This is a genomic window from Limibacillus sp. (assembly GCA_037379885.1).
GTDB lineage: Bacteria > Pseudomonadota > Alphaproteobacteria > Kiloniellales > CECT-8803 > JARRJC01.
This window is the reverse complement of record JARRJC010000002.1, coordinates 132,986-146,473: the sequence shown is the minus strand read 5'-3', so window position 1 is coordinate 146,473 and position 13,488 is coordinate 132,986. Positions and strand designations below refer to the sequence as shown.

The window sequence follows — 13,488 nt, the reverse complement described above, 5'->3', positions numbered from 1 at the left end:
CTGGACAGACCTAGGTCGGGTCGTGGCCGGATCGTTTCCTGGTCCCTGGCGCAGAGTTTCGCGCCAGCGACTTCCGGCGTCGCTCCGGCGCGCGGCCTGCGCTGCTTTATAAGATAGCGTTCGGCCTCCTGCGCTGATCTGTGAGGCCCACTCTCATGACTCTGATCGACTGGCACGCCGACCGCGAGGGCGCGAGCGCCCCCGGCAGTTTCGACCGCGATCCCGCTCCCGGTGAGATCGACATCAAGGCGGTGCGCGCCTATCGACTTCAGCGCCTGCGCACCCAGATGGCCGAGCGCGGCATCGCCGCCTGCATCCTTTCCGATCCGGTCAGCATCCGCTACGCCACCGATACGCGGAACATGCAGATCTTCTCCAGCCGCAACCAGCCGGCCCGTTACCTGATCGTCACCGCCGGCGACACGGTGCTCTACGAGTTCACCGGCTGCGAGCATCTGGCCGAAGGCTACGAGACGGTGAGCGAGGTGCGCCCCTCCATGACCGCCTCCTTCGTGGCGGCGGGCGAGGAGATCGCCGAGCGCGAGAGGCGCTGGGCGGCGAAGACCGCTTCCGAACTGCGTGAGTTGATCGGCAAGGAGAGAGTGGTGGGCGTCGAGCGCCTCAACGCCGGCGCAACCGCCGGGTTGGCGGCAGAGGGCTTCACGCTGGTCGACGCCCACGCGCCGCTGGAGCGCGCCCGCGCCATCAAGTCGCCCGAGGAGGTGAAGTGCGTCGTCGCCTCCCTGCGCGCGACCGAGCGGGGCGTCGCCAAGCTGCGCGCCGCGATCCGCCCCGGCATTACGGAGAACGAGCTCTGGTCGACCCTCTTCGGCCATGTCATCGCCGAGGGCGGCGACTACTGCGAGACCCGGCTTTTGAATTCCGGCCCGCGCACCAATCCCTGGTTCCAGGAATGCGGGCCGCGGGTGATCGGGGCGAACGAGCTGATCTGCCTCGATACCGACGTGGTGGGCTGCTACGGCTACTACTCCGACTTCTCGCGCACCTTCCACAGCGGACCGGACAAGCCGGGCGAGCGGCAGCGCGCGCTCTACAGGGCCGCCTACGAACAGGTGCACCACAACATGGGCCTGTTGCAGCCCGGCGTGACCTTCAAGGAGTATTCCGAGAGGGCCTGGGACCTGCCCGAGAAGTATCTGGCGCACCGCTACTACCTCTCGGCGCACGGCTGCGGCATGACCGGTGAATACCCCTATCTCTACCACCGCGCGGACTACGCCGACGCCGGTTATGACGGCGTGGTGGAGCCGGGCATGACGCTCTGCGTGGAGGCCTTCATCGGCGAGGAGCAGGGCGGGGAAGGCGTGAAGCTGGAACAGCAGATCCTGATCACCGAGACCGGCCAGGAACTGCTTTCGCGCTTTCCTTTCGAAGAGGCCTTGCTGGCCTAGAGCCGGTCCATCCGGTCGGCCGCCGCCGCATAGCCGCCCGCGCTGCCGTCCATGAAGTGGAAATGCCGGTTGGAGGAGACCGAGGGCACGATGCAGGTCATGAGGGCTGAGTCCTGCTCGAAGAGTCCATAGCGCAGCAGCCCGGCGGCCCGCGCCTTTTCCAAGCGTTCGCTCAGCGCGCGGCTGGTCTCCCGGCTGCAGTCCACGGTCATCTTCAGGCCGTCGTCGAACTTCCGGTAATCCGAGTTCAGCATCACGTAGCGGCGGTAGGTGTTGGGGTCGAACCCGCCAAAGCGCCAGCCGGTCTTGAAGAGAATCCAGCCGAGCGCGCTTTCCGCCAGAATGCTGAGCCTGGACGCCAGCCAGCCGCCCGCGGCCGCCGCCGCCTCATAGCCCAGACCGCTGGGCGGCCAGTGGAAGCGGGCCCCCTCGCGCGGCACCGGGTGCCCCTCCTCCGGCGCCTCCTGCGCCAGGGACAGGACGGCTTTCAGTTCCTCGCGGAAGGCGGCCATGTCGGCGCCCTCGCTGGGCGCCACGATCAGCGACAGGATCACGCCCGCCCGGCTTTCCGAGGGCTCCCAACGGCAGGACAGTCCGGTCAGGTCGGGTCGCAGTTTCTCGGTCGGGACCGGCAGCAGGAACTCCCCCGCCTTCATGCGCTTTTCCGCCCAGTCGAGGCCGCCGCCCGCGAACATGGCGTAGTCGACGGCGTCGGACTCCGCGAAGCGCGCCACCTGGACGTTGCGCCCGGCCGCCCGCGCCTCGGCCACCGTGACCACCGCCACGCGCAGGCCGAGGCCCAGGTCGTCGCGGACCCAGCAGGCCGTCTCGATCAGCGCGCGCTCCAAGGTTTCCCGAAGCTCACCGGGCAGCGCCACCGCCGCCCCGTCGCCGCCGAACACGAAGGGATAGTCCGAGCCCTCCAGCGCGTTCATGACGGCGGAGATCACGGCGGCGCCGGCCATGTTGACGGCCTTGTAGCGGCCCTCTGCGATGGCGTCGCGCGAGGCCACCACGTCGCTCAGCCCCAGCACCCAGTCGTCGGGCAGGTCGGTGAAGCTCTCCGGCGTCAACACGGCGGAGAAGTCGCCGATGCGGGGCAGGTCGGAATATTTGAAGGAAGCGCCCTCGGCGCTCATGGCGGTCCGCCTTTCAGTAATCCGGCTGATGTCGTCCGATAGATACGCAGCCGCCGGCCAGGGAGATGATGCCCCATCCTGAACTTATTGTGATATCGCTATGACAAGAATTTCGTAAACCGTTGAAACAGGGCGGGATATTCCTGTGACCCGGCGGCGGGGCTTTAACCGCCGCCCGGCGATCCATACCTCCTTGAACGCGGACGGCGGGCGCAGCGCCAAGAGGCCTGCACCTTCGAGCGTCCAAGCGATTGAAGAGCAGGAGGAACTGGATCATGACGACCCTGAAGAAACCCCTTCTCGCCCTGATTTTCTGTATTCCCCTCGCCGCCTGCGGCTCCTCCTGGGAGGATCGCGCGCTGAGCGGCGGCGGCATCGGCGCGGGCGCTGGAGCCATCGGCGCGGCTGCGACCGGCGGCAGCGTCCTGGGCGGCGCGGTCCTGGGCGGCGCAGCCGGTGCGGCTATCGGCGGCCTGACCGACGAGGACGATATCGACCTGGACAACTGACCGGCCCTTGAACCAAGGTCTCTTGATCCCGAGGACCCATCCTGACCGCGCAAGGAGAAGAATCATGCGAAAATCCATTCTAACCTCAGCCCTTCCGCTGGCCCTCGTGCTTGCGCTCGCCCCGATGATGGCGGGCTGCGAGGAGGAGAAGGGCACCTTCGAGCAGATGGGCGAGTCCGCGGACGAGGCCATGGAGAAGGCCGCCGACGACATGGAAGAGGCCGCCGACAAGATCGAGGAGAAGGTGGACGAGAACACCAACTGACCCTCGTACGCGCGGAGGAACCCCCCGCGAGCGCTGCCAGCACGATCCTTCGAGAAGCGGCGTCCCGCAAGAGTGGGACGCCGTTTTCTTTTGGATCCGGGCCCCCCGCGCCCGCCGCCAGCTTTCGCTTGAAACCGGCGCAGGGCGTTTACTACATACCTGATTCGTAGAAATCTCCAAGACAGAGCAGCCCGCCCATGGAGCTTCAAAGCGTTCAGCGAATCAGGAAGCGCGTCCTCGCGGGCGGTCTGCTGATCTATTTCGGTCTCGCCGCCGTCTCCCATTCCTCGGCGCTGCTGCCCGCCGATTTGCATGAGGTGCTTGAGGGCTTCGGCCTCTTCTGCATGGCCGTGGCCGTGCTGGGCCGGGGCTGGAGCGCGCTTTACATCGGCGGACGGAAGAAGACCACCCTGGTGCGCAGCGGCCCCTATTCGATCATGCGCAACCCGCTTTACTCCTTCACCTTCATCGGGGTCTTCGGTGCGGGCCTGGAGTTCGGCGGTATGACCCTGGCCGTCTTCGGACTCGTCCTTTCCTGGCTGGTTTTCTGGCTCGTCGTCCAGCAGGAGGAGCGCTTCCTTCTGGAGAGTTACGGCGCGAGTTACCGGCGCTACCTGGAGGAGGTGCCCCGTTTCCTGCCGCGCTTCTCCGAATGGCAGGACGAGGCGAAACTGGAGGTGCGCCCCGCGCTCGTCGTGCGCACGGTGCTGGAGGCTTCCCTGCTGCTGCTCGCCTGGCCGCTGTTCGAACTGGTCGAGTGGCTGCAGGGCGATGGATTGCTGCCTGTGCTCTTCTCTCTGTACTGATCCGGCCTTTTCAGCGTTCTCTTGAAAACCCTTGGAGCCGCAAGACGGATCGGGTACCTCTCTAGCGCCCCGGCGCGCCCGGTGAAGACCGGGCTTCAGGGGCGAGGGCGAGGGCGCAGTGGCTGAGACAAGTGGCTGACAACAAGAGCGACATCGACTGGTCCGCCGGGATCCGTTTTTCCGGCGTCACAGCCGAGCGCGGCGGGCGCGCGGTGCTGCGGGATATCTCCCTTCACCTTAAGGAACGCCGCATCGGCCTGATCGGCGTCAACGGGTCGGGCAAGTCGAGCCTGGTGCGTCTTCTGAACGGCCTGCTGGAGCCCAGGCAAGGCAGCCTCGAACTCTTCGGACGCGCCATCGGCGAGCGGGGCTTCCGCCCGGCGCGCCACGTCGGCTTCATCTTCCAGAACCCCGATCACCAGCTTCTCTTCCCCACGGTGGAGGAGGAACTGGCCTTCGGGCTCGATCAACTGGGCGTCCCCAAGAAGGAGGCGTCGGAGCGCGCGCTGGCCCTGCTCGCCGGGCAGGGGTTGGAGCCCCTGGCGGGCCGCGCCGTCCACGAACTCTCCGAAGGCCAGAAGCAGCTGGTCTGCATCCTGGCGGTGCTGATCATGGAGCCGGCCCTGCTGGTCCTGGACGAGCCCTTCACCAGCCTCGATCTGCCGACGCGCCGGCGCATCATGGAGTTCCTGGAGGGCCGTCCGGAAATGCAGATCATGATCAGCCACGACCTCGAAGGCTTCGAGGGCTTCGAGCGGATCCTCTGGCTGGAAGAGGGGCGGGTCGCCGGCGACGGGCCGCCAGGCGAGCTGCTGCCCGCCTACCGCGCGGCCATGGCGGAGCGGAAGGTGGCGCTGTGATCAGCCTCTACATCTCCGAGCGGACCTGGCTGCACCGCATCCCGGCGGGCGCCAAGCTGCTGCTGCTGGTCGCGGTCACGCTGCTGGTGACCGCGCTGGAGGATCTGGCGGCTCTCGCGCTGGCGGCGGCCCTGGTGGGGCTGACCTACGCCAGCCTGCCCGCCGCCTGGCTTTCCGCCTGGCGGCTGCTGCGCTCGCTTGGCCTCATGCTGGCGATCATCTTCGGCATCTATCTCTGGAGCGGACAGGCGGAGGAGGGCGCGGCCGTCATGCTCCACATCCTCTGCGTGGTGATGCTGGCCAACCTGGTGACGCTCACCACGCCGGTCGACGCCATGACCCGGACCCTGATCCCGCTTTTCCGCCCGCTGGCGGTCTTCGGCGTCTCGCCCCGGCGCATGGCGCTGGTGATCGCGCTTGCCATCCGCTTCGTGCCCTTGCTATTCGAGCAGCTCGCCGAGTTGACCGAGGCTTGGCGCGCCCGCTCACCCAAGCGCCCGCTCTGGCGCATCATGGCGCCCTTCGCCGCGCGCACCCTGGGCACCGCAGACCGCGTCGCCGAAGCGCTTGCCGCGCGCGGCGGCTCCGAGGGCTTCGCCCAAGCCCGAGATACAAAAGGAACCGAGGCATGACCGACCGCGCTCTCGTCCAGATCGCCCTCTTCGCCGCCCTGATCGCCGCCTTGGGGCTGGTCCCCGGCGTCGCCGTGCCGGGGCTGGGGGGCACGCCCATCATCCTTCAGAACCTGGGCATCATGCTGGCCGGCGTTCTGCTGGGCTGGAAGCGCGGCGCGCTGGCCGTGATGCTCTTCCTGTTCCTGGTGGCCATCGGCCTGCCGCTGCTTTCCGGCGGCAAGGGCGGCCTCGGCGTCTTCGCCGGGCCCACGGTCGGCTTCCTGCTGGGCTGGATCCCCGCCGCCGCTGTCACCGGCCTGATCATGGAGCGCTTCACCAAGACGGCGGTCTTCTGGTCGGCGCTGCTCGGCTGTCTGGTCGGCAACGTGCTGCTGCTCTACGCCATCGGCATTCCGGGCGTGGCGATCGTCGCCGACATCCCGCTTGGGACCGCCTTCGCCAGCGCCTGGGTTTTCATCCCGGGCGACATCGCCAAGTCGGTCATCGCCGGCCTCATCGCCCAAACCCTCTGGCGCGCCCGCCCCGCGAGCGTCCCAAGCTTCGAGAGAAGGCGGGGGGCTTAAGCCATCATCAGCGTTTCCAGCTTCGTCCGGGCCTTGTCGCTCAAGGGGGCGGACTTGCGGGTTTGCTGGTCGATCTGGACGATGATTGTCTCGGCGTGAGCGACGACTTCGCCGTCCTGGAAGATCGCCTGTTCCAGGTTGACCGAGCTGGTGCCGAGGCGCTTCACGCCTGAGCAGATTTCGACCTCGCCCGGCCAGCGTATCTCACTCAGGAAGTCCAGCGTGCAGCGGGCGATGACGAACTCGCAGCCCTCCCGAATGACATCGGGGTCGCGGTAGAAGATCTCGACACGGCCCGTCTCCAGGAAGGTCGAGAAGACCGCGTTGTTGACGTGACCCTGCCGGTCCGTGTCGTTGTAGCGCAGCTTGTCGTGGGTCCGGGACGGGAAGGCGTCGGGAGAGGGGCGTTCGCTCATGCGTCTTCGTCTCCAAATTCCTTGCGCAGGGCCGCGTCCTGTTGGCCGAGCGCAGGCACGGGCCCGAAAGCCTCTTTTTCTCCCACGACCTTTGCGGCGGGCGCCAGCAGGCGCACGGGTCCTTCGGGCGTCTCCACCTCCACATAGCGGTTCTGCGGGTGCGCCACCAGATCGTCCAGCGTGGAGAGGCGGCCATAGGCGATGCCCGCCGCCTCCAGCCGTTCGATGTTGGCTTCCCGGTCGCGCTCCTGGAAGCAGGCGGCGACGAGGGCATCGGTCTCCTCGCGGTTCGCTACGCGCGCCGAGTTGTCGCAAAAGCGCGGGTCCTTGGGCAGGTCCGGGCGCTCCAGCACCTGTTCGCAGAGCTTCACGAACTCCCGCTCGTTCTGGATCGAGATCAAGATCTCCTTGCCGTCGTTGCAGGGATAGGCGCCGTAGGGCGCGATGGTCGGATGCTTCAGGCCGACCCGCTTGGGTTTGTGCCCGCCATAGGCGTACTGGAGGTAGGGCACGTTCATCCAGTCGGCCATGGCGTGATAGAGGGAGACCATGATGGCGCGGCCTTCGCCGGTCCGCTCGCGGGCGTAGAGGGCTTGCAGGATCGCCTGATGGGCGGACATGCCGGCGGCGATGTCGCAGACGGAGACGCCGACCCGCGCCGGTCCCTCGGGCGTGCCGTTGACGCTGGCGAGGCCCGATTCCGCCTGAACCAGCAGGTCGTAGGCCTTCTGGTCGCGGTAGGGACCCTCCTCCCCGTAGCCCGAGATCGAGCAGACGATCAGACGCGGGTGCTGCTTCCTCAAGTCCTCCACGGGGAAGCCGAGGCGGGCGAGCGCGCCCGGCGCCAGGTTCTGGATGAAGACGTCGGCCTTGGCCAGCATGCGCTCGAACAGCGCCTTGTCCTCCGGCTGCTTCAGGTCGAGGCGGAGCGACTCCTTGCCCCGGTTGAGCCAGACGAAATAGGCGCTGTTGCCGTTCACCAGCCGGTCGTAGCCGCGCGCGAAATCGCCCTCGGCGCGCTCGATCTTCACCACGCGGGCCCCGGCGTCGGCCAAGCGGCCCGAAGCGTAGGGCGCGGCCACGGCCTGCTCCAGGGCGACCACGAAAAGGCCTTCCAGGTCCTTCACTTTAATCTCCAAACGGCTGGCCGGTTGTTCCGCATCGGTTATCATGCGCTCCTGTAGGGCGCCAGCCTAAAGGGGCGGGCGGCGGATTCAAGAGAACGGGGCGCTTTAGAAAATGCGGCTTAAGGACAAGGTGGCGATCGTGACCGGGGCGGCTTCCGGCTTCGGGCGGGAGATCGGGCGGAGCTTCGCGCGCGAGGGCGCGAAGGTCGCGCTTCTGGACATCAACGAGGACGGGGCCAAGGCCCTGGCGGCAGAGATAGGCGATGCGGCCATCGCTTGCCGCTGCGACGTCACCTCTCGCGCGGAGATCGACGCTGCGGTGGCGGCCACGAAGGAGGCCTTCGGCGGTATCGACGTGATCGTCAACAACGCGGGCTACAGCCACAGGAACCAGCCTCTGCTGGAGGTCGATGAGGCGACCTTCGACAAGGTCTACGACGTCAACGTCAAGTCGATCTATCACATGACCCAGGCGACCCTGCCGCTGCTGCGCGAGCAGGGCCGAGGCGGCGTCATCATCAACATCGGCTCCACCGCCGGCATCCGACCGAGGCCGGGGCTCACCTGGTACAACGCCTCCAAGGCGGCGGTGAACCTGTTGAGCAAGTCCATGGCGGTGGAGCTGGCGCCCGACAAGGTGCGGGTCTGCGCCATCGCGCCGGTCATTGGCAACACCGCCTTGCTGGAGACCTTCATGGGGGTCCCTGACACGCCGGAAAACCGCGCTAGGTTCATAAGCACGATCCCGCTGGGCCGCATGAGCGAGCCCGAGGACATCGCGAACGCGGCGCTCTACCTCGCCTCCGACGAGGCCTCCCTGGTCTCGGGCGTGGTGCTGGAGGTCGACGGCGCGCGCTGCGTCTGACGCCGCGCAAGTTCTATACGAGACGAAAAAGGAGACCTCTTCATGCCGATCAACGAAACGCTGCAGGCCGTGACCGAGCGGATTCGTGAGCGATCGGAGGCCAGCCGTGGCGACTACCTGGAACGCCTGGAGCGCGCGGCGGGCGAGGGTCCGCACCGCTCCAGCCTGTCCTGCAGCAACCTTGCCCACGGCTTCGCCGCCTGCGGGCCGGACGACAAGGAGGCGCTGAAGACAGGGTCCGAGGCGAACATCGCCATCGTGACCGCCTACAACGACATGCTCTCCGCCCATCAGCCCTTCGAGGACTATCCCCAGCAGATCAAGGCGGCGGCGCGCGAGGCCGGGGCGGTGGCCCAGGTCGCGGGCGGCGTGCCCGCCATGTGCGACGGCGTCACCCAGGGCCAGGACGGCATGCAGCTCTCCCTCTTCAGCCGCGAAGTGATCGCCCTGGCGACCGGCGTGGCGCTTTCCCACAACATGTTCGACGCGGCGCTCTATCTGGGGGTCTGCGACAAGATCGTGCCGGGCTTGATGATCGGCGCGCTTTCCTTCGGCCACCTGCCCGCGGTCTTCGTGCCGGCGGGCCCCAAACCAGCGGCCTGCCCAACGGCGAGAAAGCCCGGATCCGCCAGCTTTACGCCGAAGGCAAGGTCGGGCGCGATGAACTGCTGGAGGCCGAGAGCCAGTCCTACCACGGGCCCGGCACCTGCACCTTCTACGGCACCGCCAACTCCAACCAGATGCTGATGGAGATCATGGGGCTGCACCTGCCGGGCGCCACCTTCGTCAATCCCGGCACGCCGCTGCGTCACGCGCTGACGGCGGCGGCGACCAAGCGCGCCGCCGAGATCACCGCCCAGGGCAACGACTTCCGCCCCATCGGGCGTCTGATGGACGAACGCGCGGTGGTCAACGGCCTGGTCGGGCTGCTGGCGACCGGCGGCTCCACCAACCACACGCTGCATCTGGTGGCCATGGCCGGGGCGGCGGGCCACAAGCTGACCTGGGACGACTTCGCCGAGCTGTCGGAGGTGGTGCCGCTCCTGGCGCGCATCTATCCCAACGGCCTGGCCGACGTGAACCACTTCCATGTGGCGGGCGGCATGGCCTATCTGATCCGCGAGCTTCTGGGCGCCGGGCTGCTGCACGGCGACGTCAGCACGGTCAACGGTGAGGGCCTGGAGGCCTACACCCGCGAGCCGGGCTTGGACGAAGGCCGGCTTATCTGGCGCGACGGCCCGGAAAAGAGCCTGGATGAGGATATCCTCCGCCCCTATGCCCGGCCCTTCTCGCCGGACGGCGGACTGAAGATGCTGAACGGCAACCTGGGCCGTGCGGTCATCAAGACCTCCGCCGTCAAGCCCGAGCACCGGGTGATCGAAGCGCCCGCGCGCATCTTCTTCGACCAGAACGACATGGCCGCCGCCTTCAAGGCGGGCGAGCTGCACCGCGACCATGTCGCCGTGGTGCTGTTCCAGGGACCCAAGGCCAACGGCATGCCCGAACTCCACAAGCTGACCCCCAACCTCGGGGTCTTGCAGGACCGGGGCTACAAGGTGGCGCTGGTGACCGACGGGCGCATGTCGGGCGCCTCGGGCAAGATCCCGGCGGCGATCCACGTGACGCCGGAGGCCGAGGCCGGCGGCCCGCTCGCCAAGCTGCGTGACGGCGACATCGTGCGTCTGGACGCCGAGGCGGGAACCCTGGAAGCCAAGGTCCCGGCGGAGGAATGGGAGCGGCGCGAGCTGCTCACCCATGCGCTGGGCGATCAGCACGTGGGCATGGGCCGCGACCTCTTCTCGGTCTTCCGGGCGCGGGTTTCCGGCGCGGCCGAGGGCGCCACGGTTTTCGACTTCTTCGATCCGCAACGTCCGTGACCGGGAGAGAGCCCTTGAGCGACAGCATCTGGCGGCAGTTGAGCGAAGAGTGGCGGGCGCTCGGCGGCACGCACCTGCGCGACCTCTTCGATCAGGACCCGGGACGTTTCGAGAGCTTCTCGCGCTCCCTGGACGGCCTGCTGGTGGACTTCTCCAAGGAAAAGCTTTCCCTGAAGGGCCTGGCGCTGCTCTTCGACCTGGCGCGGGCGCGGGGTCTGGAGGCGCGCCGCGATGCGCTCTTCGCCGGAGAGCCTGTGAACGAAACCGAGGGGCGGGCCGCCCTGCACATGGCGCTGCGCGATCCCGAGGGCGACTGGCGCGCCAAGGGCGAGCCGGTCAGTGCTGAGGTGCGCGAGACGCTGGAGCGGTTCCTGGCCTTCGCCGAGGCGCTGCGTTCCGGCGAAGCGGCGGCCTCGGACGGCGGCGCCTTCAGCGACGTCATATCCATCGGCATCGGTGGTTCCGACCTGGGGCCGGTCATGGCGACCAGGGCGCTCTCGCCCTATCACGACGGGCCGCGCGTCCACTATGTCTCCAACGTGGACGGGGCGCATCTGGCCGACACGCTGGCGGGCCTGGAGCCCGCGCGCACGCTGGTCATCGTGCAGTCGAAGACCTTCACCACGATCGAGACCATGACCAACGCCCGCTCCGCCGTCGCCTGGCTGTCCGAGGCGCTGGGCGAGGCGGCGGCGAAGCGCCATCTGGCCGCCGTCTCCACCAACCTGGAGGCGACCGCCGCCTTCGGCGTGTCGGAGGAGCGGGTCTTCGGGTTCTGGGACTGGGTCGGCGGGCGCTATTCGCTTTGGAGCGCCATCGGCCTGCCGCTCGCCATCGCTATCGGCGCCGCCAACTTCCGGGAGCTTCTGGCGGGCGCGCGCGCATTGGACCGGCATTTCCGGGAGGCCCCGCTACAGGAGAACATCCCCATGATCCTGGGGCTGATCGGGGTCTGGCGGCGCAACGTGATGGACTGCCGCTCGGTTGCGGTGATCCCCTATGACGAGCGGTTGGGCCGCTTTCCCGCCTATCTCCAGCAGCTCGTCATGGAATCGAACGGCAAGCGCGTCGGGCTTTCCGGCGAAGAACTGCCGCGCGCCAGCGGCCCCTTGGTCTGGGGCGAGCCGGGCACCAACGCCCAGCATTCCTTCTTCCAGTTGCTGCACCAGGGCAGCGACGTGATCCCGGTCGATTTCTTGCTCGCCGCGAACCCGACCGCGGCGGCGGAGTCCCACCACGCGATCCTGGCCGCGAACTGTTTCGCCCAGGCCAAGGCGCTCGCCTTCGGTCTCAACGAGCAGGAGGTGCGCGCCCAGATGACGGAACAGGGCGCCGAGCCGCGCGAGATCGACCGGCTGGCCCCGCACCGGACCTTTCCGGGCGACCGCCCCTCCACGACCCTGCTCTATCCCAAGCTCGACCCGAAACAGCTCGGTCTGCTGATCGCGCTCTACGAACAGAAGACCTTTGTCGAAGCGGCGCTCTGGAACATCAATCCTTTCGACCAATGGGGCGTCGAGCTGGGCAAGGCTCAGGCGTCGAGCCTCACGCCGCGAGTCGAGGGAGCCGAGGGCGAGGCCCAGGACGGCTCCACCGAAGGGCTCCTGTCGCGCTATCACGCGCTCAGAGAGGAGGGGGCTTGATGGAGACCCGCGCGCTCTGCGAACTGGCCCCGGTCATCCCGGTGATCGTGCTGGATGCGCTGGCCCAGGCCGTGCCCGCGGGCCGCGCCCTGGTTGCGGGCGGTCTGCCGGTGCTGGAGGTGACTCTGCGCACGCCGGTTGCCCTGGACTGCATCCGCGCCCTCGCCGCCGAGGTCGAGGGCGCGCAGGTCGGGGCGGGCAGCGTCAACACGCCGGAGCTTTTGAAGAAAGCAAAGGCGGCGGGCGCCACCTTCTGCGTTTCGCCGGGCGCCACGCCCGCGCTGTTGGACGCGGCGCGCGACGAAGCCATGCCGCTTCTGCCCGGCGCGGCCACGCCCTCGGAGGTGATGCGGCTCCTGGAAGCGGGCTTTGAGACCATGAAGTTCTTTCCCGCCGAACAGGCCGGCGGCGCGGCCTATCTGAAGGCGCTCGCCGGGCCTTTGCCGCAGGCGCGCTTCTGCCCGACCGGCGGGATCACGCCGGAAAAGGCGCGCGATTACCTGGCGCTGCCTTCGGTTCCCTGCGTCGGCGGTTCCTGGGTGCTGCCCAAGGAGGCCCTGGCCTCGGGGGACTGGGCGCGGATCGAAAGCTTGGCGGCGGCCTGCCGCGACCTTCGGGGTTAGTCGTCGGCGACCTGCAGCTTGCCGCCCACCCCGTGCTTATCAATGAGGCTCGCGACCAGTCCGGAGGCCTTCGCCTCGGCCACGAAGTCCTTCAAAAAGGCGAGCCCGGCCTTGCTGGCCGGTTTGGTGCCGATCGCCTGCTGGACGGTCGAGTAGCGGCCGGGCAGGACCCTCAGGCCCTCTTGCTTCTCCGCGATTTCGGTCAGGGCCGAGCGCAGGCCCGCCAGCGCATCCATCTTCTGGTCCTCGAAGATCTCATAGGCGCCGGTCATGCGGTGGCCCCTGTGCAGGGTCGCCCGCTCCAGCGTGCGGGTCAGATAGAGCTCGTAGGCGCTGCGCGCCGAGGTGGCGATCTGAACGCCCTCGCGGTCCAGTTCCTCCACCTTCTGAAAGTCCGATCCTTCGCGAACCAGATAGGTGGCCTCTATCTCCACGTAGGCGGGGGTGAAGGCGATGGTCTCCGCGCGCTGTGGCTCGTCGGCGATCAGGGCTATGTCCCAGGCGTCTTGCGCCAGGGCATCGGCCACCTCGCCGGGCGAGGGGAAGGGCGCGAAGGCCAGCTCCACGCCCAGGGCATCGGCGATGGCCCTTGCCATGTCCGGCGCGACGCCCGCGGGGTCGCCCGCTTGTGTGCGGCCGGTCACCAGCAGGGCGTTACCGAGATTGATGCCGGCGCGAAGAACGCCCGAAGGCGCCAGCTCCTGTCGGGCGTCGTTGTTCTTGTCGGGGCTCATGGACGGCCTGCTTT

General features: G+C 68.1%; 14 protein-coding genes and 1 pseudogene. 11 read left to right on the top strand and 4 right to left on the bottom strand.

The annotated features are described in order from the left end of the window. The first annotated feature begins 155 nt into the window (after nt 1-155). Nucleotides 156-1,412: a Xaa-Pro peptidase family protein gene (locus P8X75_01365; GenBank protein ID MEJ1993847.1), complete on the top strand. Its 1,257-nt coding sequence runs from the start codon at nt 156-158 to the stop codon at nt 1,410-1,412. On the opposite strand, the gene P8X75_01360 is transcribed toward P8X75_01365, so the two are convergent. After that, on the bottom strand, nt 1,409-2,551 hold the full coding sequence (locus P8X75_01360) for a DUF3095 domain-containing protein (protein MEJ1993846.1): 1,143 nt from the start codon (nt 2,549-2,551) through the stop codon (nt 1,409-1,411). The genes P8X75_01365 and P8X75_01360 overlap by 4 nt on opposite strands. A 275-nt stretch (nt 2,552-2,826) precedes the next feature. Here P8X75_01360 and P8X75_01355 point away from each other — a divergent pair, with 275 nt between their 5' ends. The 6 genes from P8X75_01355 to P8X75_01330 all read left to right on the top strand — a co-directional run bounded on the left by P8X75_01355 (nt 2,827) and on the right by P8X75_01330 (nt 6,189). Continuing rightward, nucleotides 2,827-3,060: a hypothetical protein gene (locus tag P8X75_01355; GenBank protein ID MEJ1993845.1), complete on the top strand. Its 234-nt coding sequence runs from the start codon at nt 2,827-2,829 to the stop codon at nt 3,058-3,060. A gap of 64 nt (nt 3,061-3,124) precedes the next feature. Then, nucleotides 3,125-3,325, top strand: a complete 201-nt coding sequence (locus P8X75_01350) for a hypothetical protein (protein ID MEJ1993844.1) — start codon at nt 3,125-3,127, stop codon at nt 3,323-3,325. A 197-nt stretch (nt 3,326-3,522) separates the two neighbouring features. Then, nucleotides 3,523-4,131: an isoprenylcysteine carboxylmethyltransferase family protein gene (locus tag P8X75_01345; GenBank protein ID MEJ1993843.1), complete on the top strand. Its 609-nt coding sequence runs from the start codon at nt 3,523-3,525 to the stop codon at nt 4,129-4,131. Between the two features lie 131 nt (nt 4,132-4,262). Further along, entirely contained in the window at nt 4,263-4,991 is a 729-nt protein-coding gene (locus P8X75_01340) for an ABC transporter ATP-binding protein (protein ID MEJ1993842.1), read from the top strand. Then, nucleotides 4,988-5,623 (top strand): energy-coupling factor transporter transmembrane component T, encoded by a 636-nt coding sequence (locus tag P8X75_01335; GenBank protein ID MEJ1993841.1) that lies wholly within the window; start codon nt 4,988-4,990, stop codon nt 5,621-5,623. Before P8X75_01340 ends, P8X75_01335 begins: the two co-directional genes overlap by 4 nt. Beyond that, nucleotides 5,620-6,189 carry a biotin transporter BioY gene (locus P8X75_01330; protein ID MEJ1993840.1) on the top strand — a complete coding sequence of 190 codons (570 nt, stop codon included), beginning with the start codon at nt 5,620-5,622 and terminating at the stop codon, nt 6,187-6,189. Before P8X75_01335 ends, P8X75_01330 begins: the two co-directional genes overlap by 4 nt. On the opposite strand, the gene P8X75_01325 is transcribed toward P8X75_01330, so the two are convergent. Together P8X75_01325 and P8X75_01320 are read right to left on the bottom strand one after the other, a co-directional pair. Next, nucleotides 6,186-6,605, bottom strand: coding sequence for a thioesterase family protein (locus tag P8X75_01325; GenBank protein MEJ1993839.1), 420 nt, complete (start codon nt 6,603-6,605; stop codon nt 6,186-6,188). The two genes, P8X75_01330 and P8X75_01325, sit on opposite strands and share 4 nt — an antisense overlap. Then, nucleotides 6,602-7,777, bottom strand: coding sequence for a CaiB/BaiF CoA-transferase family protein (locus tag P8X75_01320; GenBank protein ID MEJ1993838.1), 1,176 nt, complete (start codon nt 7,775-7,777; stop codon nt 6,602-6,604). Before P8X75_01320 ends, P8X75_01325 begins: the two co-directional genes overlap by 4 nt. Nucleotides 7,778-7,844: 67 nt before the next feature. Here P8X75_01320 and P8X75_01315 point away from each other — a divergent pair, with 67 nt between their 5' ends. From P8X75_01315 to eda, 4 genes and pseudogenes are all read left to right on the top strand, one after another. Next, a complete protein-coding gene (locus P8X75_01315) occupies nt 7,845-8,597 on the top strand; it encodes a glucose 1-dehydrogenase (GenBank protein MEJ1993837.1) in 753 nt (250 codons plus the stop codon). A 42-nt stretch (nt 8,598-8,639) separates the two neighbouring features. Then, nucleotides 8,640-10,474 (top strand): annotated as a pseudogene (gene edd / locus P8X75_01310) (phosphogluconate dehydratase). A gap of 14 nt (nt 10,475-10,488) precedes the next feature. After that, nucleotides 10,489-12,117 carry a glucose-6-phosphate isomerase gene (gene pgi / locus P8X75_01305; protein MEJ1993836.1) on the top strand — a complete coding sequence of 543 codons (1,629 nt, stop codon included), beginning with the start codon at nt 10,489-10,491 and terminating at the stop codon, nt 12,115-12,117. Next, complete coding sequence (gene eda, locus P8X75_01300) at nt 12,117-12,740, top strand: bifunctional 4-hydroxy-2-oxoglutarate aldolase/2-dehydro-3-deoxy-phosphogluconate aldolase (protein MEJ1993835.1); 624 nt, start codon at nt 12,117-12,119, stop codon at nt 12,738-12,740. The genes pgi and eda overlap by 1 nt, the downstream gene beginning before the upstream one ends. Here the strand turns inward: eda and P8X75_01295 are convergent. Next, nucleotides 12,737-13,474, bottom strand: a complete 738-nt coding sequence (locus P8X75_01295; GenBank protein ID MEJ1993834.1) for a transporter substrate-binding domain-containing protein — start codon at nt 13,472-13,474, stop codon at nt 12,737-12,739. The two genes, eda and P8X75_01295, sit on opposite strands and share 4 nt — an antisense overlap. Between the last annotated feature and the right edge of the window lie 14 nt (nt 13,475-13,488).